This window comes from Paenibacillus sinensis (genome assembly GCF_019904155.1).
Classification (GTDB): domain Bacteria; phylum Bacillota; class Bacilli; order Paenibacillales; family Paenibacillaceae; genus Paenibacillus_AQ; species Paenibacillus_AQ sinensis.
In genome coordinates this window covers 32,486-57,885 of the sequence record NZ_JAHCMB010000207.1, presented here as the reverse complement: position 1 = coordinate 57,885, position 25,400 = coordinate 32,486, and the positions used below count along the sequence as shown (strand labels likewise).

At 54.6% G+C, this 25,400-nt stretch carries 23 protein-coding genes; 17 read left to right on the top strand and 6 right to left on the bottom strand.

Translation table 11 applies throughout. From position 1 onward, the window contains the following. Positions 1-22 precede the first annotated feature (22 nt). The 3 genes from KIH86_RS25755 (at position 23) to nikC (ending at position 3,672) form a co-directional block, all read left to right on the top strand. Positions 23-1,690, top strand: a complete 1,668-nt coding sequence (locus KIH86_RS25755) for an ABC transporter substrate-binding protein (RefSeq protein WP_223086011.1) — start codon at positions 23-25, stop codon at positions 1,688-1,690. A 71-nt stretch (positions 1,691-1,761) separates the two neighbouring features. Beyond that, entirely contained in the window at positions 1,762-2,766 is a 1,005-nt protein-coding gene (locus KIH86_RS25750; protein ID WP_223086010.1) for an ABC transporter permease, read from the top strand. A 12-nt stretch (positions 2,767-2,778) separates the two neighbouring features. Further along, positions 2,779-3,672 carry a nickel transporter permease gene (gene nikC / locus KIH86_RS25745; protein ID WP_223086009.1) on the top strand — a complete coding sequence of 298 codons (894 nt, stop codon included), beginning with the start codon at positions 2,779-2,781 and terminating at the stop codon, positions 3,670-3,672. A 103-nt stretch (positions 3,673-3,775) separates the two neighbouring features. Here the strand turns inward: nikC and KIH86_RS25740 are convergent, their stop codons facing one another. Together KIH86_RS25740 and KIH86_RS25735 are read right to left on the bottom strand one after the other, a co-directional pair. After that, entirely contained in the window at positions 3,776-4,252 is a 477-nt protein-coding gene (locus KIH86_RS25740; RefSeq protein WP_223086008.1) for a DinB family protein, read from the bottom strand. A gap of 100 nt (positions 4,253-4,352) precedes the next feature. Further along, positions 4,353-5,282, bottom strand: coding sequence for a DMT family transporter (locus KIH86_RS25735; RefSeq protein ID WP_223086007.1), 930 nt, complete (start codon positions 5,280-5,282; stop codon positions 4,353-4,355). 104 nt (positions 5,283-5,386) lie between these two features. On the opposite strand from KIH86_RS25735, the gene KIH86_RS25730 reads away from it, so the two are divergent. The 7 genes from KIH86_RS25730 (at position 5,387) to modB (ending at position 11,632) form a co-directional block, all read left to right on the top strand. Further along, on the top strand, positions 5,387-6,274 hold the full coding sequence (locus KIH86_RS25730; RefSeq protein WP_223086006.1) for an AraC family transcriptional regulator: 888 nt from the start codon (positions 5,387-5,389) through the stop codon (positions 6,272-6,274). 187 nt (positions 6,275-6,461) lie between these two features. Beyond that, a complete protein-coding gene (locus KIH86_RS25725; RefSeq protein WP_316503300.1) occupies positions 6,462-7,166 on the top strand; it encodes a response regulator transcription factor in 705 nt (234 codons plus the stop codon). Further along, the gene (locus KIH86_RS25720) at positions 7,166-8,122 is read left to right on the top strand and encodes a sensor histidine kinase (RefSeq protein WP_223086005.1); all 957 of its coding nucleotides are present in this window, start codon (positions 7,166-7,168) and stop codon (positions 8,120-8,122) included. Before KIH86_RS25725 ends, KIH86_RS25720 begins: the two co-directional genes overlap by 1 nt. 127 nt (positions 8,123-8,249) lie before the next feature. Beyond that, positions 8,250-9,194 carry an ABC transporter ATP-binding protein gene (locus KIH86_RS25715; RefSeq protein ID WP_223086004.1) on the top strand — a complete coding sequence of 315 codons (945 nt, stop codon included), beginning with the start codon at positions 8,250-8,252 and terminating at the stop codon, positions 9,192-9,194. Beyond that, the gene (locus tag KIH86_RS25710; protein ID WP_223086003.1) at positions 9,166-9,861 is read left to right on the top strand and encodes an ABC transporter permease; all 696 of its coding nucleotides are present in this window, start codon (positions 9,166-9,168) and stop codon (positions 9,859-9,861) included. Before KIH86_RS25715 ends, KIH86_RS25710 begins: the two co-directional genes overlap by 29 nt. 301 nt (positions 9,862-10,162) lie before the next feature. Beyond that, positions 10,163-10,939 (top strand): molybdate ABC transporter substrate-binding protein, encoded by a 777-nt coding sequence (modA, locus tag KIH86_RS25705; protein ID WP_223086002.1) that lies wholly within the window; start codon positions 10,163-10,165, stop codon positions 10,937-10,939. Positions 10,940-10,969: 30 nt separating this feature from the next. After that, positions 10,970-11,632 (top strand): molybdate ABC transporter permease subunit, encoded by a 663-nt coding sequence (gene modB, locus KIH86_RS25700; protein WP_223086001.1) that lies wholly within the window; start codon positions 10,970-10,972, stop codon positions 11,630-11,632. A 75-nt stretch (positions 11,633-11,707) separates the two neighbouring features. Here modB and KIH86_RS25695 read toward each other — a convergent pair whose 3' ends face one another. Together KIH86_RS25695 and KIH86_RS25690 are read right to left on the bottom strand one after the other, a co-directional pair. Further along, positions 11,708-12,670: a helix-turn-helix transcriptional regulator gene (locus KIH86_RS25695; RefSeq protein ID WP_223086000.1), complete on the bottom strand. Its 963-nt coding sequence runs from the start codon at positions 12,668-12,670 to the stop codon at positions 11,708-11,710. A 251-nt stretch (positions 12,671-12,921) separates the two neighbouring features. Beyond that, positions 12,922-13,125, bottom strand: a complete 204-nt coding sequence (locus KIH86_RS25690) for a TOBE domain-containing protein (RefSeq protein ID WP_223085999.1) — start codon at positions 13,123-13,125, stop codon at positions 12,922-12,924. Between the two features lie 247 nt (positions 13,126-13,372). Between KIH86_RS25690 and KIH86_RS25685 the strand changes: the two genes are divergently transcribed. The 3 genes from KIH86_RS25685 to KIH86_RS25675 all read left to right on the top strand — a co-directional run bounded on the left by KIH86_RS25685 (position 13,373) and on the right by KIH86_RS25675 (position 17,676). Next, the gene (locus KIH86_RS25685; protein WP_223085998.1) at positions 13,373-14,782 is read left to right on the top strand and encodes a deoxyguanosinetriphosphate triphosphohydrolase family protein; all 1,410 of its coding nucleotides are present in this window, start codon (positions 13,373-13,375) and stop codon (positions 14,780-14,782) included. Between the two features lie 117 nt (positions 14,783-14,899). After that, positions 14,900-16,654 (top strand): methyl-accepting chemotaxis protein, encoded by a 1,755-nt coding sequence (locus tag KIH86_RS25680; RefSeq protein ID WP_322098671.1) that lies wholly within the window; start codon positions 14,900-14,902, stop codon positions 16,652-16,654. 83 nt (positions 16,655-16,737) lie between these two features. After that, complete coding sequence (locus KIH86_RS25675) at positions 16,738-17,676, top strand: RNA methyltransferase (RefSeq protein ID WP_223085996.1); 939 nt, start codon at positions 16,738-16,740, stop codon at positions 17,674-17,676. Here KIH86_RS25675 and KIH86_RS25670 read toward each other — a convergent pair. Beyond that, entirely contained in the window at positions 17,673-18,635 is a 963-nt protein-coding gene (locus tag KIH86_RS25670) for a D-2-hydroxyacid dehydrogenase (RefSeq protein ID WP_223085995.1), read from the bottom strand. The two genes, KIH86_RS25675 and KIH86_RS25670, sit on opposite strands and share 4 nt — an antisense overlap. Before the next feature lie 68 nt (positions 18,636-18,703). Here KIH86_RS25670 and thpR point away from each other — a divergent pair, with 68 nt between their 5' ends. Continuing rightward, entirely contained in the window at positions 18,704-19,300 is a 597-nt protein-coding gene (gene thpR, locus KIH86_RS25665) for an RNA 2',3'-cyclic phosphodiesterase (RefSeq protein ID WP_223085994.1), read from the top strand. A 115-nt stretch (positions 19,301-19,415) separates the two neighbouring features. Continuing rightward, positions 19,416-20,363, top strand: coding sequence for a cell wall hydrolase (locus tag KIH86_RS29680; RefSeq protein WP_235775604.1), 948 nt, complete (start codon positions 19,416-19,418; stop codon positions 20,361-20,363). A 308-nt stretch (positions 20,364-20,671) separates the two neighbouring features. On the opposite strand, the gene KIH86_RS25655 is transcribed toward KIH86_RS29680, so the two are convergent. Continuing rightward, positions 20,672-21,859 (bottom strand): MGDG synthase family glycosyltransferase, encoded by a 1,188-nt coding sequence (locus KIH86_RS25655; protein WP_223085993.1) that lies wholly within the window; start codon positions 21,857-21,859, stop codon positions 20,672-20,674. A 287-nt stretch (positions 21,860-22,146) separates the two neighbouring features. Between KIH86_RS25655 and KIH86_RS25650 the strand changes: the two genes are divergently transcribed. Both KIH86_RS25650 and KIH86_RS25645 read left to right on the top strand, forming a co-directional pair. After that, the gene (locus tag KIH86_RS25650; protein ID WP_223085992.1) at positions 22,147-22,740 is read left to right on the top strand and encodes a TetR/AcrR family transcriptional regulator; all 594 of its coding nucleotides are present in this window, start codon (positions 22,147-22,149) and stop codon (positions 22,738-22,740) included. A gap of 137 nt (positions 22,741-22,877) precedes the next feature. Continuing rightward, a complete protein-coding gene (locus tag KIH86_RS25645; protein WP_223085991.1) occupies positions 22,878-25,148 on the top strand; it encodes a YhgE/Pip domain-containing protein in 2,271 nt (756 codons plus the stop codon). Positions 25,149-25,400 lie beyond the last annotated feature (252 nt).

Below are 25,400 nucleotides of genomic sequence, written 5' to 3'. Positions count from 1 at the left end.
GGAGAAAGGAGCTTCACAGAACATGAAAAAATGGGGAAGTTTGGGATTGACGCTGATGCTGGGCGCGGGGCTTGTACTTAGCGGCTGCGGCGGCAACAACAACGGAGGCTCATCGGCGGAAGGTGGCGCCTCGAGCGCGCCGGCCAGTACGGCTGCGGCGACTGCGGCAGCTGCGGCGTCCACGCAGGACACGCTGATTGTGGGACGCGGGGGCGACTCTGCTTCGCTCGATCCCGCGATCGTTACCGATGGCGAATCGCTGAAGATCGGCCACCAGGTATTTGATTCCCTGCTGGAGTACAAGCCGGGAACATCCGAAGTCGAGCCTTCCCTGGCGGACAGCTGGGAAGTATCTCAGGACGGCCTGACCTACACCTTCAAGCTGCATCCGAACGTGAAGTTCCATGACGGCACGGACTTCAATGCCGAAGCGGTGGTCTTTAACTTCGAGCGCTGGAGCGATCCGAAGAGTCCTTATAAATTCGAAGGTGATTCCTTCGACTACTATGATTCCATGTTCGGACCGGACGGCTCCCGCGTCATCAAGGAAGTGAAAGCCGTTGACGATCTGACTGTACAGTTCACGCTGAACCAGCCTCAGGCTCCGTTCCTGCAGAACCTGGCCATGACCTCGTTCGGCATCGGCAGCCCGACTGCGATCAAGGAGAAAAAAGAGAACTTCAAGAATGAGCCGGTCGGAACGGGCCCGTTCGTCTTCAAGGAGTGGAAGCATAACGATTCCATTACCCTCGACAAGAACCCGAACTACTGGAAGGAAGGACTTCCGAAGCTGAACAAGGTCATTGTCCGTTCCATCCCGGATAACTCCGCACGCTTCACTGCGCTGCAGAACGGCGAAATCGACCTGATGGAGGACCTGAGCCCGGATGATCTGTCCACGCTCGAGAGCAACACGGATTTGCAGAAGATCGAGCGTCCGCCGTTTAACGTGGCTTACCTCGGCTTCAACTTCAAGAAGAAGCCTTTCGACAACGTTAAAGTCAGACAGGCGCTGAATTACGCCGTCAACAAGCAGGGGATCATCGACGCGTTCTTCGCGGGCCAGGCCCAGCCGGCCGTCAACCCGATGCCGCCTTCGCTGTGGGGCTATAACGATCAGGTCAAGGATTATGAGTACAATCTGGACAAGGCGAAGCAGCTGCTGGCCGAAGCCGGCTATCCGAACGGACTTCCGGACACGGTAACCCTGTACGCGATGCCGGTATCCCGCCCTTATATGCCTGACGGCAAGAAGGTGGCCGAAGCAATCCAGGCCGATTGGGAGAAGATCGGCGTGAAGACCGTCATCGAATCCCCGGAATGGGCGACCTACCTGGACGACACGAAGGCCGGCGAGAAGGATGACATTTATATGCTCGGCTGGACGGGTGACAACGGCGACCCCGACAATTTCATTTACACACTGCTTGACAAGGACACCATTCCAGGCAACAACCGGGACTTCTACGTGAACGAAGATCTGCACAAGATTCTCGTTGAAGCGCAGAAGGAGACCGACCAGAACAAACGCGCCGATCTGTACAAGCAGGCTCAGGTCATCATCAAGGAAGACGCCCCATGGATTCCGCTCGTGCATACGACTCCGCTGCTTGCGGCGAAGGCTAATCTGAAGGGCTTCGTTCCGGGACCGACCGGTACAGAATATTACAGCGACGTTTACTTCGAATAGCTGCATAGCACTAACGCCTTGCCGCCGCGCTGTTCGCGGCGGTAAGCCTGTGTAAGGAAGGTGATTTGTCCTTGAATTCCTACTTATTTAAACGGATCATGGTGCTGATTCCCGTGCTGATCGGGATGACAATCATCGTATTCTCGATCATCCATGCAATCCCGGGCGATCCGGCGGAGACGATTCTGGGGCAGAAGGCGACGGAGCAGTCCAAGCAGGCGCTCCGGGAGCAGCTCGGTCTCGATAAGCCCTGGATCACCCAATACGTCGATTATATGGGCGATCTGCTGAAGGGCGACCTGGGCACCTCCATTCGTACCAAGACTCCGATCGCCAAAGAAATTATGCCCTACCTGGCCGCTACGCTTGAGCTGACGGTGTCCGCCATGTTATTCGCCACAATCGTAGGGGTGAATGCCGGCATACTGAGTGCATGGAAGCAGAACTCATGGTTTGACTATGCTGCGATGATTATTGCGCTGATCGGCGTGTCCATGCCGATATTCTGGCTGGGGCTCATGGAGCAGCTGGTGTTCGCGCTGAAGCTGCACTGGCTGCCCTCCATCGGCCGGATGAACCAGCGTGATCCGGTTGAGAGCATAACGAATCTGTACGTTATCGACAGCATTTTGGCGGGACGCTGGGATCAGCTGTGGACCGTAATCAAGCATCTCATCCTTCCGGGCATCGCGCTTGGCACGATTCCGATGGCGATTATCGCCCGGATGACGCGCTCCAGCATGCTGGAGGTCATGAATTCCGACTATATCCGTACAGCCAGAGCCAAGGGGATGTCGCAGTTTCTTGTCGTCTACAAGCATGCGCTCAAGAATGCGCTGATTCCCGTACTGACCGTCATCGGACTGCAGACGGGGGCGCTGCTCGGCGGGGCTGTGCTGACCGAGACGATCTTCGCCTGGCCGGGAGTGGGCCGGTATATATTTGAAGCGATCAGCTCGCGTGATTACCCGGTTATCCAATCCGGCATCCTGATCATCGCATTCATCTTCGTCATCATTAACCTGCTTGTGGATCTGCTGTATGCCGCCATCGATCCGCGCATTCAATATAAGTAAGGAGGAATCCTTTTGTCACAGGTATCATTCAACCTGAATCCGGAAGCGGCTCCCGCTGAAAAGGCCTCCGGTCCCTGGCGCGACGCATGGAAGGCATTCCGCAGGAACAAGACGGCGATGCTGGGGCTCGGCATCATCCTGTTCTTCATTGTTATTGCGCTGTTGGCGCCGCTGATCGCGCCTTACGATTATAAGGAACAAGTGCTGATGGACCGTCTGAAGGCGCCATCCGCAGGCCACTGGTTCGGCACGGATGATCTCGGACGGGATATGTTCACCCGGATTATTTACGGCGCCCGCATTTCTCTCTGGGTAGGCTTCTTCTCGGTAATCGGCTCCATTATTATCGGTACGATTCTGGGTGTGCTGGCCGGCTACTACGGCAAATGGATCGATATGCTGATCTCCCGCCTGTTCGACATTTTGCTGGCGTTCCCGAGCATTCTGCTGGCTATCGCCATTGTTGCGATACTCGGACCGTCGCTGCAGAATGCTCTCTACGCCATCGCTATCGTCAATGTGCCGACTTATGGACGGCTCGTCCGCGCGAAGGTGCTCAGCTTGAAATCGGAGGAGTATATTACCGCAGCCCGGGCGATCGGGATGAAGAATACCCGGATTTTGTTGACCCATATTCTGCCGAACAGTCTGACGCCGATTATCGTGCAGGGCACGCTCGGCATCGCCACCGCGATCATCGAGGCGGCAGCGCTTGGTTTTCTCGGACTCGGCGCGCAGCCTCCGGAGCCGGAATGGGGCAAGATGCTGTCTGATTCCCGGCAATTCATTCAGAAGGCCCCTTGGACAGTGGTATTCCCTGGCCTGTCCATCATGCTGACTGTGCTCGGCTTCAACCTGATGGGAGACGGTCTGCGGGATGTGCTTGATCCGCGGATGAAGAACTGATAGACACCGCTTGCAGGCCAAAGGCCCGGCTTCCTTTCACAGGGAGCCGGGCCTTTGACTGGACATATTTATTGCGGGATTGGCCTATGTTTCCAGCGTTCTACTACCGTGCAACGGCTTCGGTCAGTTTCGTTATTGATCTTATGGCTTGAACATGCTGGCCCTCATGGTACAAGTTGAGCGTTAGATATTCGCGGACTGTTGTTAATGCTAAGGAGTGTATGGTCAGCGGGTTCTTGACCACTTCGTCCAACCGTCCAGAGAGTCTGTCTCTGATCCGGTCAGGCTGCTCCTTTAATCGCTGGCGAAGCTCGGTTAACGCGGGCATGGATGGCTTCTGACCCGTGGGACGGGTCCCGACTCCGAATAATTCCCGGTATCCGTCCGGAATCTGCAGTGGCTCCCCGGAATAGTGGAAAGCAAATTGTTCCTGAACCAAATAAATATGCCCCAGATTCCACCGAATATTATTATGGAACCTCTCCGGTATGACATCCGCTTGGCTTTCGGTAATATCCTGAGTGATATGCAGTGTTGCCTGACGAATAAAACTCAGTTGGTCAAAAAGATAATCTTTCATCATGCTCCTCCTTTGTATGATTCTCTGAATATTTTTCACCAATCTCATATTATCTGAGCTTTATTGAAAATACTGGTACATTTGTTATGGTTTCGTTGAGTTAAGCGGCCCGGTTGCTCTCCTGTCCGGAGGATTGGCTCCCGCCAATCGCGAGGATAACAATCATCCCGATGATGAAAGCTGCGCCGAGCCACTGAAAGGCTCCGAAAGGCGTCTTCAGCCAGAAGACGGTAGTCACAACAGCGGACAAAGGCTCGAGACAGCCCAGGAGACTGGTCTCTTTCGGAGACAGCGAGTTCAGACTCTCGATGTAGAACCAGAAGGCGATCATCGTCCCGAAGAGGATGATAAAGCTTAAGATCAGCCACGATTCCTTCGGCATGTGAAGCAGGTTCATTTTCCAGGGAGGATGAAACGGGGTTAAGGCGAGTCCGCCGATCAGCATGGCCCAGCCCACCACGACCAGAGAATCGTAGCGCTCCAGCAGCGTGACGGCATACAGGGTGTAGAAAGCCACCGCCATGCCGGACAGGACGCCCCATATAACCGCAGACGATGAGACGGCAAGCCCGGAGAGGGAGCCGCCAGTCAGAAGCAGAAAGGTTCCTCCCAGGGCCAGCAGCACGGTCAGCAGGTCCCGGCCGGTTAGCCGCGCTAGCCTTCTCACCAAGGCATATACGATGATCATGACGGGGGCCAAATACTGCAGCAGCGTCGCGACGGCGGCATTGCCGTGTCGAATCGACGCCATATAAGTGTATTGAACGCCGAGCATGCCGATGAGACCGAATACGATCAGACGCAGAGCGCTTCCGCCGTCCCGCCAAATCTCCAGGATTTGCCGGCGGCGCGGGCGCAGCGACTGGATAGCCAGAAGCAGAAGCCCCGCAACCAGCAGACGGACCTCCACAAGACCGTTCACATCGATGGTCCCCAGCGTGAACAGTTTATTGGCGGCTGTACCGGATACCCCCCAGCAGATGGCGCCTGCCGAGACGAACAGCAGTCCTTTTCGCGAATGTTCCTTCAATTTCTTCACCTCGAAAATATCGTAATACTGATATAATAGATGCAGTTATTAGCTGATAATACGCAAATTGAATTAAATAATATCGGAATATTGAGGTGGGAGGCATGCAGATCAAACAGTTCGGAATCGGGGAGGATCTTCGGGAGCTGACCGAGCATCACACGTCCTTGCTCCCGATGGCCTGCTATCAGACGGAGATCCGGAGTCATGTTCAGGGATATGTGCCGCTTCACTGGCATGAGGAAGTTCAATTTGTGCTTGTCATGAAAGGAGAGGCCGTCTTTCAGATTAATGAGCATTCGGCAGCCGTCACCGAAGGGGAAGCGCTGTTTATCAACAGCGGGAGCCTGCATAAGGCGGAGGATCAGAAGGATTCCGGCTGTGTCTACATTTGTCTGGACGCATCCCCGCGTTATCTGGTGCCTCAGGAGCTATATGGCAGCTGCGTGCTGCCTTTTATCACGGCTACCAACCTGACTTATTATCGCATTGTCGGCCGCGAGGCCTGGGAGACTGCGATCCGGGAAGCTATCATGGACATTCACCGGCTGATCTCGCGGAAGCCGTCGTTCTACGAGCTGCAGGCCTCCTGTCGATTGACGGAGATATGGCGAAATCTGATCATGAACGGTCTGGAGCCGGAATACGATCAGGCGGAGCAGCAGAAGAACGATCGGATGAAGGAAATGCTGGACTGGATTCATGTCCACTATGCGGATAAGGTGACGTTGGAAGCAATCGCGGCAGCGGGCGCCCTCAGCCGGTCCGAGTGCTGCCGGTATTTCAAGCGGATGCTAAAGACGACCCCGATGAACTATGTGACGGATTACCGGCTGCAAAAAAGCAAGCTGCTGCTGCTGCAGAGTGATTTGAGTGTGACGGAAGTGGCCTATCTGAACGGATTCAGCAGCACGAGCTATTTTATTGAACGGTTTCGCCAATCGGTAAAGGCGACGCCGCTCGCCTACCGTAAGCGGGCGAAGGCGGAGTGAGAATACGAACGAAGAATACGAACCAAGAACACGAACCATGGGAACACGAACAGCTTGCCGGGGAAGAGGCGCTCGAATTCTTGTTGTAGAATGATCCCTGCTCCCTTAAAGTAGAACATAATGCAGCCGTTTCCAAAGGGACGCTTTCGTCGGAGACGGCTGTCCATGTGCAAAGGAGAACATACGCATGAAGGGGAAATTGCTGATCATTGAGGATGATCCCGAAATCGGCAGCATGGTCTCGGACTATATGGCCAAGGAGGGCTACCATTCCCGGATCGTTGATGACGGGAACAAAGCGCTGGCGCAGTTTCAGTCGGATACCTATGATCTTGTGCTGCTCGATCTGATGCTGCCCGGAAGAAACGGATTGGATATTCTGCAGCAGATCCGGTCGGTCAGCCGGGTCCCCATTCTGATTGTATCGGCCAAGGACAATGAAGTGGAGAAGGCGCTGGGCCTGCGTTTCGGGGCGGATGACTATATCGCCAAGCCGTTCTCGCTCCTCGAGCTGTCCGCGCGGATTGAAGCCTCCATCCGCAGAGCGACGCAGTATTCCGTGCCGGAGGCTGCGGTCGATGCGGCGCCGGAGCTGCTGACCGCAGGGGAGCTTACCGTGGACCCGGACAGCTTCATGGTGCGGAAGCGGGGCGAGGAGATCAAGCTGACAGCGAAGGAGTTTCAAATTCTGAAGCTTCTGGTGCAGCATCCTACCCGGGTCTATACCAAAGCGATGCTCTACCAGTTGGTATGGAATGATGAATATTACGGGGACGAGAATTTGATCAACGTACATATGCGGCGACTGAGAGAGAAAATCGAGGACGATCCCTCGAGCCCCCGCTATGTGGTGACGCTCTGGGGGATCGGTTACCGATTGGGGGAAGTGTAATGGCCGGTTTATGGTGGCTGTGGCTGCTTGCCGCGGCGGCGCTTCTGCTCCTGTGGGTCCGGGAGAGCCTGAGCGGCCGCAGAACCCGGAAGGAGCTTGCCTACATTAACAGCAAGCTGAAGACATGGACCGATCCCGGTCAGCCGCTGGGACAAGAGCGGCTGCTGACGGTCACGGCTGACCCGGAGCTGCGCGAGCTGCTCCGGTCGGTCAATGCCTTGATAGACCGCGCCAAACGGTCGGCGGCGGACTATGCCGGAACGGAGCAGGCGATGCGGAGGATGCTCTCCAATGTGTCCCATGATCTGAAGACGCCGCTTACCGTCATCATGGGCTATGCGGAGGTCCTGGACCGCAGCCCGGAGCTGTCACAGGAAGAGCGGCAAAGAATGCTGGGGCAGGTCTACCGGAAGACCCTTGAGGTGCATGAACGGATTAACGCCTTCTTCGATTTATCGAGGCTGGAAGCCGATGATTATGACCTGCCCCTAAGCAGGGTCGATGCCTGCGAGGTATGCCGCCGCCAAATATTGGCGTATTTCGATCTTCTCAACGAGCAGGGGGCCCGGGTCGAAATCAACCTGCCTGAAGAACCGGCGTGGATGTACGCCAATGAAGAGGCTTTGTCGAGAATCCTCGACAATCTGCTCTCTAACGCAGTGCGTTACGGCTTGGACGGGGGCTATCTGGGTTTGTCTCTGATCCGTGATGACAGCCGCATTACAATCGAGGTTGCAGACCGGGGGAGAGGAATCGCCCATGCTGATCAAGCTCTGGTATTTGAACGGATGTATACCGTGGACGATTCCCGCAGCCGCAGCATACAGGGAAGCGGCCTGGGACTCGCCATTGCCAAGAGGCTGACGGAACGGCTTGGCGGCAGCATCTCCGTGGAGAGCGAGCCTGGCAGATATACGTGCTTCAGGCTTCAATTCCCCTCATCTCCGGCAAAGTGAACAGCGGAAAGGAACGAAGAAGAAGTTAATGCGCGAATTAAGAAATAAGTAAGATTTGCGACAGAGAAACGAAAGAGTTCCTTTATAAGATGAGAACAGGTTCAAATCAAGCGGGGAGTGAAAGCCAATGGCGAACGTCATCCGGACACATATGCTGTGCAAAAGCTTCGGCACGTCGGATGTGATAACGAGCGTGAATATGAATGTGAAGAGCGGCGAAATCTACGGATTTCTCGGACCCAACGGAGCGGGCAAGTCAACATTGATGAAAATGCTGCTCGGTCTGGTCAGACCGACTGGCGGCGACATTGAGCTGTTCGGACAGCCTGTGCTGGCCGGTTCGACCGAGTATTTGAAGCGGATCGGCCACCTGATCGAGACGCCCGTGTTCTATGAGAAGCTGACCGCCGAAGAGAATCTCGGGCTTCACTGCGAGTATATGGGATATTACAACAAGCAGGCGGTCTCTGAAGCGCTGTCGATGGTCAGGCTGGTCGGGGTGGAGAATAAACCGGTGAAGCAGTTCTCCCTCGGGATGAAGCAGCGGCTGGGGATTGCAAGAGCCATTTCGACGAGACCCGAGCTGCTCATTCTGGACGAGCCGATCAACGGCCTGGACCCGGAAGGAATTCAGCTCATGCGGGGACTGTTTCGCAGGCTGCGCGACGAATGGGGCATGACGATTCTGATTTCGAGCCATCTGCTGTCCGAAATCGAGCAGGTGGCCGATACCGTCGGCGTTCTGGACCAGGGGCGGCTGCTTCGGGAAGTGTCGCTGGACAGCGTGAGGGCTTCGACAACGGAGTTCGTGGAGATCGTTACCGCAAATGTCACCCGGGCCGCATTCGTACTCGTCGACAATCTCGGGATCAGCAGCTTTAAGCTGCTTGGCGACCGGACGCTGCGCGTCTATGACAACTCGGTTTCCCAGGAGGCGTTATCCAAAGAACTCGTGCTGAACGATGTCCCGATCGAATCGATCAATCGCCGGCATCATACGCTGGAGGAATATTTCTTCGATATGATCAAAGGAGGCGGAGAGCATGCTGCATCTCATCGGACTGGAGTTTAAAAAAGGACGCGCCGCCGGCTACACCTGGGGCTCGCTGATCGCTTGGGCGGCTATTATCGGCATGATATCGATTATTTATTTTGTAGATGGCAACAATCTGGCGGACCCGGCGTTCACGGATCAGGCCGAAATGCTGCAGGTGATTGAGATCATGATTCGGGGCACCTTCATTATTTATGCCTCTGCGCTTCTATCGAAGCTGATTATCAGCGAATATAAGGACAAGACGATGGCCCTGCTGTTCACATACCCGATTAGCCGCAAGAAGCTGATTTTTGCCAAGCTGATCATCGTGTTTCTCTGGTGCTTCCTGAATATCGTGATCGCCAATCTGCTGATCGATGCGCTGTTCCTCGCCATTGATTCCTATACGGGCTATTTGCCGGACCGTCTCACCCGCCATGACCTCTTCCTTCATGAAGGCAATGTGCTGATGCAGGCGCTCGGCGCCGCAGGCATGAGCCTGCTCCCGCTTGTTATCGGGCTGCGCCGCAAATCGGTGGCTGCTACGGTTGCATCCTCGATCTTCATCGTCATGATCGTCTGCTCCAACAATATGGGCTTCACACTCAGTTCCATCATCGCAATCCCCCTGTCCCTGGCCGGGCTGGGCATCCTGATTACGTATCTTAGCTTCCGGAATGTGGATCAGACAGATGTCGGATAGACTTTGCAGCAGCCCGATCAGATTAGCTATTAAGAAAAAGAGCAGAGCAGCGGTTCTCCCGTTAATGGAGGATTGCTACTCTGCTCTTTTGGTCGTCTGCGGCTCGCCTGCTCTTGGTTGATGGAGCCGCTCCAAACTGACAGCAATCTCCCATAGGACTCAATATTGCAGATAATCTGACACGAATTATTCAAATATAACTTAAAGATATGAAACATAACAAAAAATATGGTCGATTATTGAAAAGTATGTTAGAATGTCTCCTAAATCATATCAATACATATACTAAAGGAGTGGGAGTATGTTAAGAAAGCTGGCAATAACGGTAATGGCGGCGGCACTCTTGGTGGCAGCGCCTCTTGCAGGAAGCGGAAAGGTAGAAGCTGCAGGCAAGACACAGCTGCTTGTATCAGCGGCTGCAAGCTTGCAGGACAGCCTGGACAAGATCGAGGTTGCCTATGAGAAGCTGCATCCTGATGTTGATCTCGTGTTTAACTATGCCGCATCGGGCACGCTGCAGAAGCAGATCGAGCAAGGTGCACCGGCCGACATCTTCTTCTCTGCGGGAGACAAGCAGATGACCGCGCTTGTGGACGCAGGTTTGATCGGGACCCATCAAGAGCTGCTGAAGAATCAGCTGGTCGTTGTGGTGCCCGCCAATTCGAAGGCAAAGCTTACAACCATCTCGCAATTGACTGGCGCTTCCTATAAAAAGATCGCGATTGGCCAGCCGGAATCCGTTCCTGCCGGACAATACGCTCAGCAAGCTCTGACTTACCGCAATATTTGGGACACGCTCCAGAGCAAGCTTGTGTTTGGTAAAGACGTGCGCGCAGTTCTCTCCTATGTGGAAACGGGCAATGTGGATGCCGGCTTTGTCTACAAGACCGATGCGCTGACTACCAGCAAGGTGAAGATCGCTCTTACCGTCGGCTCCCAGGCTCACAAGGCCATCAACTACCCGCTCGGCATCGTCAAGGATACGGAGCACAGCGCCGAGGCTACTGCGTTCTACAACTATCTCAAGACCAGCGCCGCAACCAGCGTCTTCAAATCATACGGATTCTCTCTCTACTAAAATAAACACAGAACAGCGGGTTGATTGTGCATGAACATCAATTGGACAGACTTTATGGCGCCTGTGTGGCTGTCGATAAAAATCGCGGTAATTACAAGCCTGGTCGTGTTCCTTCTGGCCGCAGCGGCGGCGAAGGCGATGGCGAACCGGAAGTTTCCGGGCCACAGCCTGATCGAGACGGTTCTGCTGCTGCCGCTCGTTCTTCCGCCTACTGTAGTCGGCTTCGTGCTTCTGGTTATTCTGGGAAGAAGAAGCTGGATCGGACAGTGGTATGAGAATCTGACCGGGGGGACGATTCTCTTTACCTGGGGGTCGGCCGTCATTGCCGCTGTCGTCGTTGCCTTTCCGCTCGTCTATCGGACGCTGAAGGCCGGCTTCGAGGGGGTTGACCGGGATTTGGAGGACGCAGCTCGCGCCCAGGGAGCGAATGAGTTTCAGGTGCTTCGCTACGTAACCTTTCCGTTAGCACTTCGTACGCTGGCTGCGGGCTATGTGCTCGGATTCGCACGGGGCCTTGGAGAGTTCGGCGCAACCATTATGGTTGCGGGGAACATTCCGAACCGGACGCAGACGATTCCAACGGCCATTTATGTGGCTGTGGACGGCGGAGACATGACGCTGGCCTGGGCTTGGGTCATATCCATTATCGCAATATCGGCGGTTATGCTCATGTTCGTCAATCGGTATTCCTAAATTCATCTCGCTAACAAATAGCCCTCCCGAATCCGTGATTTCTGCGGATTTGGGAGGGCTAAGTTGTGAGAAGCCTTAGGTTTCATAGATGATGGTGCCGGTTTCGGTCAAGTCGTAGCCGTATAGAGAACCGAGCTCGTCATGCAGCGCTTTGGAACGGCAGATTTCCAGCAAGGCGGAGATCCACTCCTGATTCTCGGGCCGCTTCAGCATGACAAGATCATACTTTTCATGAATCAAAGGTATGAAATCGACACCGTCGACCATGCGCGCCGACTTCTCATTGCCGATGCCGACGTCTGCCTCGCCTCGGGCGACCTTGCCGGCAACCGTTAGATGGCTGATTTCCTCATTCGCATATCCCTCGATCCGGGACGCCTTGATTCCGTTCAGCCGGAGCTGTTCGTCCAGAAGCACACGGGCACCCGAGCCGCGTTCCCGATTGACCAGTCTCAGATCCGGTTGATCAAGATCCTTCCAGGATGACAGTCTCTTGGGGTTGCCCCTTCTGACATAAAGACCGGCTTCGCGTCCAAGCAGGCGAACGACCATGTAGCTGGAGCCGACGAGCAGCTTGCGGATATACGGAATATTATATTCGCCCGTGTCTCCGTCCAGCAGATGGGTACTGACGATATCCGATTCGCCGCGGTACATGGAGATCAGGCTGTCCAGACTGCCGGCATAGGAACGCAGGGGGCGGAGGGATGACGAATGCTTCTCCAGATGCTGGGCAAGGATGTCCAGGCTGATATCCTGCCCTGTAATGACGATATCCCGAGCTGTAGACCGTAAAGGAGCCGGAGCAGGGACTGGCGTGTAGGCCGGAACGAGGGTCGGCGGAGTATAAGCCTGCCGTCCGCTGTTCTCTCTGGACTGCTGCTTGTACAATTCAATATCCGATGAGTCTACGCGCATTTGCTTGCCGACCCGATAGGAAGAGAGCTCCCCTTTTTTAATCAGGTCATAGACCTTTAATTTCGATATTTTAAGAAGTTGGGCAACTTCTTCCGTTGTATAAGATGTATTATCGGACATTTCCATGAAGCCTCCTAGATCGTCGGCTGATTTCTCAGCCGCCCGCACTTGATCATTAGTAACAGACTACCTTATTTTGTGCCGGGAAGCAATTCAGGATCGTCGGATGAATCGAGGAAAGGAAGGCGAATTTGAACCGGCTGGGTCCTCGGGTCTATTGGTAATCGTATAAAAAAAGAACCGGACGCGGTTGAACCAAACACCGCATGTCCGGATCTTCTTTGCAATTTCTTGAAATGCGCTGCCGGTGATCAGGCCATCAGCAGTACGGAAGAGGCTTTGAACAGAGCGGTAACCTTGGAGCCTTCCTTGATTTCGAGTTCTTCAAGAGCATCCAGAGAAATAATGGAGGTGATGGTCTGTCCGCCGGCATCGATGACAACCTCTGCATTGATCGGACCCGCCTTAACAAGGGTCACTGTGCCCTCCAACTGATTTCTTGCGCTGAGCTTCATAGAAAACTCTCCTTTCCATGGTAGGGTGAGGAATCATCTATATGTGTGGATCATGATGTTTCAGGATATAAAATATACTCAATTTTACTATAATAGATTTGGAGGTACAAGGGAAATTAAGGGATAGAGCAGGGAACGGCAGGCTGAAATCTCTTTTGGCGAGCAGGTTCATTATCCCGGCCGATTCATATATAATGAAGTACTAAATAGCAAGAATGAGGGATGACAAGAGAAAGGGTGGGAGGATATGAACCTCATCGATCTAAGAGAACACCGACAATATCCGGAAATTACCCGCCAGGAAACGTCGCGTGCCGCATATGAACGGGATTACTCCCGTCTGATTCATTCGCCGACCTTCCGCAGGCTGCAAGGGAAGTCACAAGTGTTCGGCGCGGGAACCGGAGACTATTACCGGACACGGCTGACCCATTCGCTGGAAGTGGCGCAGATCGCCCGGGAGGCGGCCAGGAGTCTGCTGCGCTCCTATCCTGAGGTGGGGATGGAGAGAGCGGACAACCCGGGGCTTGTCCTTGATCCGGAGGTGGTCGAATGCGCGGCGATCGCCCATGACTTCGGCCATCCTCCTTTTGGACATAAAGGGGAAGAGGTGCTCGATGGAATTCTTGACAGCCTGATTGAAGAGAAGACCTCCGAGAGAGCCCGGGTTACGGGGGCCGACCCCGCCCGCAAACTGGAAATCTACAATGAAATGCGCGGCAAATACGAGCATTTTGAAGGCAACGCCCATAACTTCCGGCTCATTATGTTCCTGGAGAAACGGGAGAATATCGACGGCCTGAATCTGTCGGACGCTGTTCTGCTAGGTATCAATAAGTATCCGTTCCCCGGTACGGTGCTCAAGAAGGGCATGTATCAGCATGAATGGGATTACATCTCCCACATCCGCTCAGAGTGGCGTATCCCTCCAGGCAAAAAAACGCTCGAAGCCCAGCTGATGGACCTGTGCGATGACATCGCATACTCCGCGCATGATTTGGAGGACGGCATCAAGGCCGGGAAGATCGAGGTGCATGAATTTTTTATGCATGACCCTTATATTCTGCGGCTTATCGTCGAGAAGATCATGACGCTGGAGGATTTCTTCTGGGATGGCTGGGATGAGGCGGCCATTCGTCCGAAGGTGGAGGATGTGCTGAATTCGTTCCTGAGCATCTGGAAGGAGAAGATGCCGACCTGTGAGAATGACTACTCCCGGACGCGCCGCGAGGTCAAAGCGTATTGGGTAAGCACCTTTGTCGGCAGCCTGGGCGTCATCCCGGACGGAGACTGGAAGAAGGTTACCTTTGTCAAGGAAGGCAGGGAAGACGAGGACCTGCTCCGGACAGTCAGCGTGCTGAAGAGCTTCGCCTGGGTGACGATGATCCGCGATCTTCGCGTCCAGCGCCTACAGAAGCGCAGCGAGTGGATTGTCCGCAAGCTGTGGGGAGCCTTTCTGGACCCGGAAACGTCCAAAGCGATTATCCCGACCGACTGGCTGCAGCGGTTCGAGAAGGACCAGCGGAAGGCGCAGCCGATCTGGACCTGGGAGCATATGGTCATCGACTATATTGCCGGGATGACGGATGCTTTTGCCGAGAAAATCTATAATGAACTCTTTGGTCTCAAGGTCGGTTCGATTTATGACCTGGATTGAAGAACGGTTCGAAATATAAATCTTCATTTTTGGGCTTTTCCTGCCGTTATAGGTAGGGAGAGCTACTTTTTTGCGTTTTTTCATGAAAATGATGGTTAAATTTCAGAAATTTCCAAAATGGGGGCAGCATTTATGCAAAAGAGCTTCAAAAGGCTTCGTCTTCGGAAGTTGAACCTACTGGGCAAGCTGCGAGTCAAAATGGCCATCTGTTTCGCGGGGATTGGCCTGTTCGTGCTGTTAACGGGGGTGATTTCCCTCTATCAGATGAACGGCATGCAGAAGAACACGGAGGACATCACCCGGATGACATTGCCCGCGCTCGAACAACTTTACGATATGAGCTTTTACACCGAGCATATTATGTCGGTCAGTCTTCAGCATTTTCAGAATGAAGATCAATCCGCCAAGCAGCAGCTATCGGAGGAGCGCGACAGTTATATCCGCAAGTTCGCCCAGGCCCGTGCAGGCTATGAGAAGGGCGTCAGCGGGCCGGAGCTTGATCATCTTAAGGCTCTGTCCAGCCAGTGGGATGAATTTATGCGGATTAATGATCAGGCGCTGAAGCTGAGTACGCAGCAGGACGAGGAGCTGGCTCAGGAGGTATCCGCCAAAGGGATAACGGCCTTTAACGCCATGCAGAAGACGCTGGATGAGCTGGTTCAGCAGAAGAAAGCGGAAGCGGTCATGAAAGAGGGATTATCCGGTGACATCTTTAGCAGCGCCCGAAGCGTCGTCATGGTATCGGTCGTGATCGTCTTGCTGCTAACATTGCTAATGAATATCCTCGTCCACCGGGCGATTACCTCTCCGATTGGCCGGGTGACCGGCCGGCTGAAGCGGATCGCCGAAGGCGAGCTGAAAGAGGAGCCGCTGAAGGTCCGAAGCCGGGATGAGATCGGTGTGCTGGCTGACACGGTTAGCGGCATGAATGCGGCGCTGCTGGATATAGTAACCCGGATTCGCAGCGTATCCGGAACTATTGGCGAGCAGAGCGTTCAGCTGGGCGTCTCCACACTGGAAGCCCGGGAGGGCGGCAGGCAAATTGCTGCGACGATGGAGGAGCTGGCGGACGCCACCGGCGGGCAGGCAGATGCGGCGTCCGACGCCGCGAGCGCTGTGGACAGTCTCAACGCTTTGATTGAAGAGGCGGCCGCCAAGGGCGAGCAACTGGCCGAAGTTTCGCGCCAGGTTATGGCGAAGGGGGATACGGGCAGCGAACGGATGGCGCGTTCCGTCACTCAGATGAGCGAGCTGGCCGAAGCGGTGTCGGAATCAATGAAGATGGTGGAGTCGCTGATCGGGCGGAATGAGGGGATTTACGCCTTGGTAGGATCGATCTCCAGCATATCGGAGCAGACGCATCTTCTGGCCATTAATGCGGCCATCGAAGCGGCGAGGGCGGGAGAGCATGGAAGAGGCTTTGCGGTTGTGGCCGATGAAGTCCGCCGGCTGTCGGAACAGGTGCAGCATATTGTGGGCGAAATTACGGCGATTACACAGGCTATACATACCGATTCGATTTCAGTGGCAGACAGTCTGCGTCAAGGCGTGGAACAGACGGCAGAAGGCAGACGCCGGATCGACAAGACGCGGGAGGCGCTGACCGATATGACATCATCCGTCGGCGTTATGGCCGAGACGATCGCTTCCGTCTCCGAAGAACTTCAGATGATGCGGAAGACCAGTGACGACATGCGCCGGTTTAGTCTGCGGACAGCTGAGCTGTCCCAACAGTCGGCCGCCGCGGTGGAGGAAACCTCGGCTTCAGCCGCCGAGCAGGTTCACACGAACGGCGAGGTGGCCGTAGGGATCGAACGTCTGAAGACTCTGTCGGACGAGCTGGAGCAGTCGGTGTCCCGCTTTCAAGTATAGGATCGGGTATAATGGGAGGAAGCGGCATCGACTGCTTCCTTTTATTCTTTCATTATATATGCTTGCAGAGGCGGGATTACCCGATGGACGATAAACCGGCAGCTTATCTCTATATGTACCGGAGTCATGAGAGCGAAAGCGAGTTATGCGAGTTGGAAATGAATGTACTGCTTCAGGGCGAGAGGCTTGGAACTGGGCTCGTTATTACCCCGGAGAAGATCGACCCCGGCCGCAGCCCCTTTCTGACCGGAAGGATTGATGTCCTGGTGGTATCGGATTCACTGGACGACATTGCCGAATATGCCGCAGGGATACCTTTTGCGGAAGGAGAGACATTCAAGGTGTTCTGCCCCCGTGAAGTGGAGGGCACTTACGACGAACACCGCAGGCTTGAGCGGATTGTGGGCGCGCGGATGACGGGACGAGCCGATATGAAGAACCCCGGCCGGATATACGGAATCGCCATTCATGAAGGAAGATTATGGTTCGGATCGTATACGGAGAGTGACCGCGGCTGGCAGGCACGTAAAAATAAGCCGCATAATTACTCGACCGGCCTTGGGGTGGCGCTTGCGAGATCGGCGGTCAACATTGCGGCTCCAAGACCGCTGGGGATTAAAGTTCTCGACCCCTGCTGCGGCATGGGAAGCGTGCTGATCGAAGGATTGTCCATGGGTATCGACATGGCTGGCTGTGATCTGAATCCTCTTGCCATCCGGGGGGCCAAGGGGAATCTCCGCCATTTCGGCTATAGTGAGGAAATTGTGAAGCTCGGAGATATGCGGGAACTGGACGGCTTCTATGACGCGGCTGTGCTGGATATGCCGTATAATCTGTGCTCCGTCCTGCCCAAGGAGGATACGGCTGAAATGCTGGCCGCCCTGCGCAGACTAACCGCCCGTGCGGTCATCATCTCCACGGAGTCGCTGGAGGAGGAGATCGCACGGGCGGGATTTGCGGTTATAGGCGGCTGCATCGTGTCCAAGGGAAGCTTCCGGCGCTCCCTGTGGCTGTGTACCTAGTATTGCCGGGCATAATTGACCAAGTTTCTCGAAGGGCGGCCGGAGGATAAATAGGATTTCATGTTCTCGGCAAAAATAGCGACAACCCGGTCGGCGTAGTGGTCGGTGGCACCGGCGACATGAGGCGATATGACGACTTGCTCCATTCCCCACAGGGGATGATCGATTGGCAGCGGCTCAGTCTCGAATACGTCAAGACCGGCTCCGCGCAGCTTGCCTTCGTTCAGGGCTTGGATCAGAGCTTCCGTATCGGTGGTTCCGCCGCGCCCGATATTGATATAGCAGGAGTCCTCTTTAAAGGAAGAAAAAACGGAGGCGCCAAACAGATGATGGGTGTCGTCGGTCAGCGGCAGCGTATTGATCACATAATCCCCGGCGCTCACGGCTTCCTTGAGCCTTGCGGATTCGAACATCTCGTCAAAGCCGGGCAGCGGTTCTCCGCTGGTGCGAACGCCGACAGTCCGCATGTCGAACGCCTTGGCGATGCGGGCGGTTTCGCTTCCGATTTCGCCTGTGCCGACGATGACGGCCGTCCTGCCCGTCAGCTCGGTCGATTCCATGCCGTCCCTGCTTACCCATAACCGGTGTTCCTGGTTGCGGATTGCCTTGTGGAAATTTCGCGCAAAGATGAGAATGAACCCGAAGATTACCTGCGCGATGGGCTTGGAATGAACGCCGCTGGCGTTCGTCAGACAGATGTTCCGTTCCGCTAGCGCCTGAAGCGGCATCGTGTCCACCCCGGCCGACCAGGTCTGAACCCAGCGCAGCGGCCCTCCCTCACGGAGGAGCGTGTCCGAGATGCCGTTCGCCCAGCCGATGACGATCTCCGCCTCGGCAAGGGCGGCTATATCGGGGTTCTTCGCCTCGCTCTGGATGAACGTGTAGCCCGGCGAAGCCTGAATGACCGCCTCTCTCTGTTCAGCAGTCAACGCTTGAAGACATACGATCGATTTTGTCATTATGGTTCCCTCCTGTTACATCGTATTCTACAAGGATAACAAATCGGTAGAGAAAGGTGAAATGACGAATGATGAATGATAATCAGCGGGCCGGACAACCTCCGTCCTCAGAGAGACTGTTCACGGCGGTCAGACTGTCTCCGGATATCCGGAGCAGAGCCGGGGAGCTGTGCAGAGCCATGTCAGCCGAGCTGCCTTTCGCCAAATGGACGCATGCGGAGGATTATCATATTACGCTCCAATTTCTGGGCGATACGCCCATCCTCGATATACCGGCGCTTACCGCCTCCCTGAGACAAGCTTCTGAGAGGATCGAGCCGTTCACCTTGACACTTCGGGAGCCTGGCATCTTTGGCCCGCCGGAGGCGCCGCGGGTGCTGTGGGCAGGCGTCGGGGGAGACAAGATCGCCCTGCGGGAGCTGTATGCGCGGATTACCGGAAAGACGGCGCCGCTGGGTTTCCGTGCGGAGAACCGCCCGTATTCGCCCCATGTTACACTGGCCCGCCGTTACCGGGGGACGGAGCCCTTTCATTCGGGCAAGCTGGGAGTGTGGTCAGATCATGAATTGTTCCGCATGTCCTGGAAGGTGGAGGAGTGGGTGCTGTTTGCGACCCGGATGCACAATCAGCCGATGTACGAAGTGGTGGAAACCTTCCGATTTTAGGTCGGATTAGGGCGGTTTTTGGTGTTTTTTTAAAAAAAAGGGGTAGAAAAGTGTTCAAACCTCCCATTTTCGGTTACATTAAGTAGGAATGTGCCGCATATTTAGGAGGACTGACATGCCTGTATTTTTTAGACAAAACCGCTGGATGATGCCGCTTTTCGGCGTTATTTTGGCGTGCTGCTCTGCAATTATATTGATGATGCCCATGCTGGGCCAGGATAGGGAGAGAGATAAAGCGCCGCTGGGAGAATTGAGACGGACACTCACGTTGACTTCCGCAGCGTCTCTGGGCGAAGCTAACGCCGGTTCCCGGGAAAATGTCTCCCGCATAGCTGTATCAGGGACCGCGTCTGCCAATACACCAAATCTTGCCAGCCGTCTGTATAAGTCCCTGCCCGCCGGATTTCCCGTGTCGCCCGCTGCCTGGAAGGCCGCTCCGGTTCTGCATATGCTGGACCCCGGACGCATGATCCGGATATCCGCCAGCGAACCGGCCCCCAAGATAGCTGTTGTACATGTCAAGGTGACCGGGAGCGCTCAGACGGTGAAGCAGGGGACAGCGCCAATCAAGGTGCAGGGCGTTCAACCCAAGGTGAAGAAAGCCGTACTACCGAAATCTCCCCCCATAATCCTATACTTCTCGCGGACCAAGCTGTTAAACCGGGATGAGCGCTCCCAAGCGACCCGGAGCTATACGGTATCCAAAGAAGAGGTGCTTCTGCTGCAGAAAATTGTCATGGCAGAGGCGGAAGGCGAACCGTACGAGGGCAAGGTGGCAGTCGCCAACGTTGTTCTGAACCGGCTGCGGTCAGCCAATTTCCCCAAATCGATCCGAGATGTGGTATACCAGAAACATCAATTCAGTCCGGTCGCTAACGGCAGGCTGAAACGGGTGCGTCCGAATGCCGACACCGTCAAGGCGGTTTCTGCCGCGCTGTCCGGAACGAAGGCCGTAAGCGACGACACCTATTATTTCCTGTCGCTTAAGCTGGCGCAGGATTTGACGGTACATCATTCGCAGACATTCACCAAAAAAATCGGCAATCACAGCTTTTACCGCTAACCGTTAATTTCTCTTCGTATTCTTCTTCGGTCAAAGGAGGGGATAAGTGGACCTATTCTGGCGAGCCCGCAGGCAATTTGCTGACTCTTGGAGAAAGACGCTGCACTATGCGGGAGACACGGCTCTCTTCAGTAACATGAGCTTATCGGAGAACGCCATGCCATCGATGCAGCGGCGCTGCCGATCGGGGACATGCTGACAGCTTGGTAGAGCCCATAATCCCGTCTTGGGCAAAAAAAGGACGAGCCGTCTGATAACGGTTCGTCCTTTCACTTGTTTATGCGATGCAAGCAGCATCATGTCTTCGCTCAGGGCGTCACACACACGGCATCGTCAGGAATAGTCTGAGCCCGCGCTCCCCGAAGGCCGGCGAGGCCGTCGGCCTTGCCCAGCATTTCCAGCACGGCGGCCGCACAGCCGCGGGGCTGGTAACGGTCTGGAGACAGCCGGTGTCGCCGCTGCTCCTCAAGCTCCGCGTATTCCCGGTTCAGACGCTGGAACCAGCTATCGATGACAGCCTCGGAGTCCAGCACCTCGGCCAGTCCCAGTTCCACGAAGTACTGGCAATTCTTCTCTTCCTGGCCGGGGATCGCTTGATAGAAGAGCATCGGAATGCCCTTGGCCAGCGCCTCCGTGCAGGTCATTCCGCCGGGCTTCGTAATGAGCAGATCGGCGGCGTCCATCAGCTTGTCGACATCATTCGTGAAGCCCAGAATCTTCACGTTCGGATGATGCAGCCGGGGATCATGGCGCAGCTTCTCCGCCAGCTTCTCATTGCTGCCCATGCAGAAGATCAACTGGATCTTGTCGATCTTGGCGGTCAGGGCGTCGATGATTTCCTCACTGAACATAAGACCCCAGCCGCCTCCCATAACCAGTACGGCAGGGAGGCTCTTGAGCCCCAGCTCCTGGCGCAGCGTCTCCCGGCTCGACCGTTCCCAAAATTTCGGATGGACGGGTATGCCTGTCACGGTGATTTTGCTATCCGGGATGTCGCGTCCCGTCAGGATCGCTTTGACTCTTGAGGTGGAGACGAGGTAACGGTTCACCTCATCGTTGACCCAACTGCCGTGCGCGTCGTAATCCGTAATGAGGGTATACAGCGGCACTTCCAGCCCCTGGGCTTTCAGCCGGGCGACAACGGCGGCCGGAAGGGGATGCGTGCATATAATAAGATCGGGCTTCAGCTGCTCGATAACCTGCCGTGCATGATTATAAAAGACCCGGTGCAGCGCAAGTCTGGTGAACCGGTTGAGAGATCTGTCATACTGCGTCTTGTACAGCATGCCAACCAGTTTCGGCTGACTGCTGACGGTCTTGCGGTAGGCGGAAAGAATCCAGGGAGCCACCGTCGGGTTCAGGAATTTGCCCAACTCGATGACCCGGCACTGGACCTCCGGATTAAGGCGCTTGATTCCTTCGGCCAGAGCGTAGGCTGCTCCTGTATGACCGGTGCCGAAGCCTTCCGAGAACAGCAGTACTCTTTTCTTTCGCATAATTTCACCCGCTACTTTCCGTATCAATAGAAGTGCAAATTCTGTTACATCCACTATACGCCAATTTTGTCCAAAGATTCTGTGCTCTTTTCACATTATACAAATAAGACGTAAATAGAAAGTTAAAACACTGCAAAAACTAAAAAATAAAAACATTTCAGGGAGTATTGCAAATGTGTGGGCAAAGTGATACATTAGTAATTGACCGAATGACCGGAAATGAAATTTAGTCAATCAGTCAATTCTAGTCCATAGTTGTTGAATAATGAAGAAAGGAAGTGCGAATGATGGCAGTGGTGGATCGAAGGCAGCAGGTGCTTCAGGCAGCGGCGAAATCCTTCTCATTCTTTGGATACAAAGCGACCACGATGGACCAGGTAGCCAAAATCGCCAATGTCGGCAAAGGCACGATCTACACGTTCTTCACCAACAAGGATGAATTGTTCGATGAAACAGTGCGGAACGTGACGACGGAATTCAAACGGATCGCAGCCGGCGCGATTGAGCGGGGCAAGCCGTTCTTCGAGAATCTGCTGCGGGTGCTGGACGTGCTGGATGGGTTCCGGAAGGAACAGGAGCTCTACATCAAGCTCTCCCAGGAGCAGCGGGAATTCGGAACGCCTCAGGCGCAGGAAGGGCTCGACCGGTTCGAGAATGTCATTCTGGATTTCATCGAGAAGGAAGTGAGCGAGGCGATGGAGCGCGGGGAAATCAAACGCTGTGACGCCAAAGTCGTGTCTCATGTACTCTTCAGATTGTACTTCACGCTGGTCTCCGATTTGAACAAAGTCCGCGAGCCTCTGAGCAAGGAAGAGATCAAATCGTATTTCAGGCTTTTTCTGGCGGAAGGAATCGAAATTGTCCCCACACAGGGCGATTGATTAACCCGAGCCCGTGAAGCAGCAAGTGCCGAGAGGCGCTTTTTTCACCCCTCGATTGACCAAACGGGGAAAACAGTCAGTTGTTATTGCAGCAAAAGTATGAAAGAAGAAAGAAATTACAAAAGGAGAGAACCGGAGTGAATTCATTATTTGTGTTTTTTAGGGATGTGGGTGCGGCTCTCAAAAAGCCGAAGGTTTTTATTCCTATTCTGGTCGTTCTGTTCATTCCGGTACTGTACAGCGGATTATTCCTGAAGGCATTTTGGGACCCCTACGGTAAAATGAATGAACTGCCCGTTGCAGTCGTCAACGAAGACAAGGGTGCGGAGTATGAGGGAAGCAAGCTCACCGCTGGCGCCGATCTTGTTGAGGAGCTAAAGAAGACCGACGGTTTTCAATGGAACTTTGTAAGCCGCGAAGCAGCGGAAGCGGGACTTAAGGACAATACTTATTATATGGCTGTCCTTGTTCCGGGGGACTTCTCCGAGAAGGCGACGACCCTGCTTGAGGATAATCCGACACCGGCTCAGATCATTTATGAGCCCAACGAAGGTTACAACTTCCTCGCCGGACAAATCGGCAACACGGCTGTGAAGGATATCCGAACCAAAATTTCCGCCAAGGTTACAGAGGCGTATACCGAATCGGTATTCGACAAACTGACCGATATTTCCAGCGGAATGGGAGAAGCAAGTGATGGCGCAACGAAGCTGGCCGACGGCGCAACGAAGCTGAATGACGGCGCGGCCAAGCTGAAGGATAATCTGCTCGTGCTCACCGAGGGAGCAGGCAAGCTTCAAGCAGGCGTAGAGCCGCTGAGCAAAGGCGTATCCGACCTGAACAGCGGCGCAGCTCAATTGAAGAGTGGAAGCAGCACTCTGGCTTCCGGGCTTCAGCAGCTGTCCGACGCGCATAAGCAGCTTCAGAACGGCGTAGCGCAAGCAGCCGATGGCGGCAAGAAACTGAATGCCGGACTTCAGCAGACGCTGACCGGATCTCAGAAGCTGCAAGCCGGAACGGAGTCTGCCGTTCAAGGCAGCGCACAGCTGCAGAGCGGAGCGCAATCCGTTGTCAAAGGCAGTGAACAGCTTGAATCGGGGCTCAAAGCCTCCAGTGCAGGCAGTGTAAAAGTATCCGAAGGCGCGAAGAGCGTGGCGCAGGGGCTTCAGGCGCTCGCGCAATCCAATGAGCAGCTTGCGGCAAATCCGGCCGTGAAGCAGCTGATCGCAGCCAGTGCGGCGGTAGCGGAGGGCAGCGAGCAGCTGTCGCAAAGCCAACAGCAGCTGGCGCAAGGCGCGACGGCGCTGCACACCGGTTCTCAGCAGCTGGCAGCCGGAGTGGACCAGCTTCATAGCGGGGCTCAGCAGCTGAACACCGGCGCAGAGCAGCTCGTTCAAGGCCAGAAGCAACTGGCTACGGGCGCATCTTCTCTTGTAGCCGGAGGCAGCAAGCTGACTGCGGGCATGAATCAATTTGGCACGAAGCTTGGTGAAGCGGCTGCCGGCGGCAGCAAGCTGGCCCAAGGCGGAGCGGCACTTGAAGCCGGAACTTCGAAGCTGCTGAACGGAGTTTCTCAGCTGAACAGCGGAATCGGGTCTGTAGCTGACGGATCGAAGAAGCTGGCTGACGGCGCAGGACAACTGCAGGACGGAACCAAAGACCTTCAATCCGGTTCATCTGAACTGGCAAGCAAGCTTGGAGATGCAGCCGAACAGACGAGCAGCGTGAAGAAGACCGACTCCATGGTCAGCATGTTCGCAGAGCCGGTTCAAATGGAGACGAAAGTATTGAATGAGGTTCCGAATTACGGAACAGGCTTCTCTCCTTATTTCATGTCTCTCGGTCTGTTCGTGGGCGCGCTGATCTGTACCCTCGTTATCTCGCTGCGTGACTCCTCTGTTGAAGGAGCTTCGTGGTTCAACCGTTTCATCAGCCGGTCTCTGGCGTTCTCGGGCATGAGCCTGGTGCAATCTCTGCTGGCAAGTCTTCTGCTGCTCTATGGCCTCGACTTGAAAGTGCAGAGCGTACCGCTGTTCTTCCTGTTTACCTTTATAACCGGTTTGGGATTCATGTGGATTATTCAGGCGATTGTAACCTGGCTTGATCAGCCTGGACGCTTCGTAGTCATTGTCCTTCTGATCTTCCAGCTGACGACCAGTGCAGGAACGTTCCCGCTGGAGCTGATTCCTAGCTGGATGAAGCCGATCAATCCGCTGCTTCCAATGACTTACAGCGTGCAAGGCTTCAAAGCGGTTATCTCGACCGGTGATTTCAGCAAAATGTGGAGCGACGCCATTACGCTCATTTCGTTCGGCGTAGTATTCCTGTTCCTCACATTCCTGTACTTCATGAGCCGTGGACGGGCCGCACAAACCGAAGCTAATCGTGAACAAGTTTTGTCTGTATAATAGCGAATGCGGGAAATACCGCACAGCCTGGAGAAGCGCCCCGAAAGGGGTGCTTTTTGGTTATTGAAGGAAAAGTAAAACGCTTTCTGAAGAGATACTGGTAAATGTAACATGGGTAAAACGTTTTCATTGCATAAGTACTTATTCATTAATGTTGTATAAATATACACGCTTTAGTTTATTTAGGCTTTTATTCGTTAAAGCTGTGTCGCAAAAGGCAATGTTAATCGGCGTAATAAAAAAGTTTAAATT

Excerpts from the sequence above, each read along its gene's own strand:
- KIH86_RS25755 (WP_223086011.1), top strand. The coding sequence starts at position 23 with ATGAAAAAATGGGGAAGTTTGGGATTGACGCTGATGCTGGGCGCGGGG.
- KIH86_RS25740 (WP_223086008.1), bottom strand. The coding sequence starts at position 4,252 with ATGAAAGATTATCTTTTTGACCAACTGAGTTTTATTCGTCAGGCAACA.
- KIH86_RS25730 (WP_223086006.1), top strand. The coding sequence starts at position 5,387 with ATGCAGATCAAACAGTTCGGAATCGGGGAGGATCTTCGGGAGCTGACC.
- KIH86_RS25725 (WP_316503300.1), top strand. The coding sequence starts at position 6,462 with ATGAAGGGGAAATTGCTGATCATTGAGGATGATCCCGAAATCGGCAGC.
- KIH86_RS25720 (WP_223086005.1), top strand. The coding sequence starts at position 7,166 with ATGGCCGGTTTATGGTGGCTGTGGCTGCTTGCCGCGGCGGCGCTTCTG.
- KIH86_RS25715 (WP_223086004.1), top strand. The coding sequence starts at position 8,250 with ATGGCGAACGTCATCCGGACACATATGCTGTGCAAAAGCTTCGGCACG.
- KIH86_RS25710 (WP_223086003.1), top strand. The coding sequence starts at position 9,166 with ATGCTGCATCTCATCGGACTGGAGTTTAAAAAAGGACGCGCCGCCGGC.
- modA (WP_223086002.1), top strand. The coding sequence starts at position 10,163 with ATGTTAAGAAAGCTGGCAATAACGGTAATGGCGGCGGCACTCTTGGTG.
- modB (WP_223086001.1), top strand. The coding sequence starts at position 10,970 with ATGAACATCAATTGGACAGACTTTATGGCGCCTGTGTGGCTGTCGATA.
- KIH86_RS25695 (WP_223086000.1), bottom strand. The coding sequence starts at position 12,670 with ATGTCCGATAATACATCTTATACAACGGAAGAAGTTGCCCAACTTCTT.
- KIH86_RS25690 (WP_223085999.1), bottom strand. The coding sequence starts at position 13,125 with ATGAAGCTCAGCGCAAGAAATCAGTTGGAGGGCACAGTGACCCTTGTT.
- KIH86_RS25685 (WP_223085998.1), top strand. The coding sequence starts at position 13,373 with ATGAACCTCATCGATCTAAGAGAACACCGACAATATCCGGAAATTACC.
- KIH86_RS25680 (WP_322098671.1), top strand. The coding sequence starts at position 14,900 with ATGGGGGCAGCATTTATGCAAAAGAGCTTCAAAAGGCTTCGTCTTCGG.
- KIH86_RS25675 (WP_223085996.1), top strand. The coding sequence starts at position 16,738 with ATGGACGATAAACCGGCAGCTTATCTCTATATGTACCGGAGTCATGAG.
- KIH86_RS25670 (WP_223085995.1), bottom strand. The coding sequence starts at position 18,635 with ATGACAAAATCGATCGTATGTCTTCAAGCGTTGACTGCTGAACAGAGA.
- thpR (WP_223085994.1), top strand. The coding sequence starts at position 18,704 with ATGATGAATGATAATCAGCGGGCCGGACAACCTCCGTCCTCAGAGAGA.
- KIH86_RS29680 (WP_235775604.1), top strand. The coding sequence starts at position 19,416 with ATGCCTGTATTTTTTAGACAAAACCGCTGGATGATGCCGCTTTTCGGC.
- KIH86_RS25655 (WP_223085993.1), bottom strand. The coding sequence starts at position 21,859 with ATGCGAAAGAAAAGAGTACTGCTGTTCTCGGAAGGCTTCGGCACCGGT.
- KIH86_RS25650 (WP_223085992.1), top strand. The coding sequence starts at position 22,147 with ATGGCAGTGGTGGATCGAAGGCAGCAGGTGCTTCAGGCAGCGGCGAAA.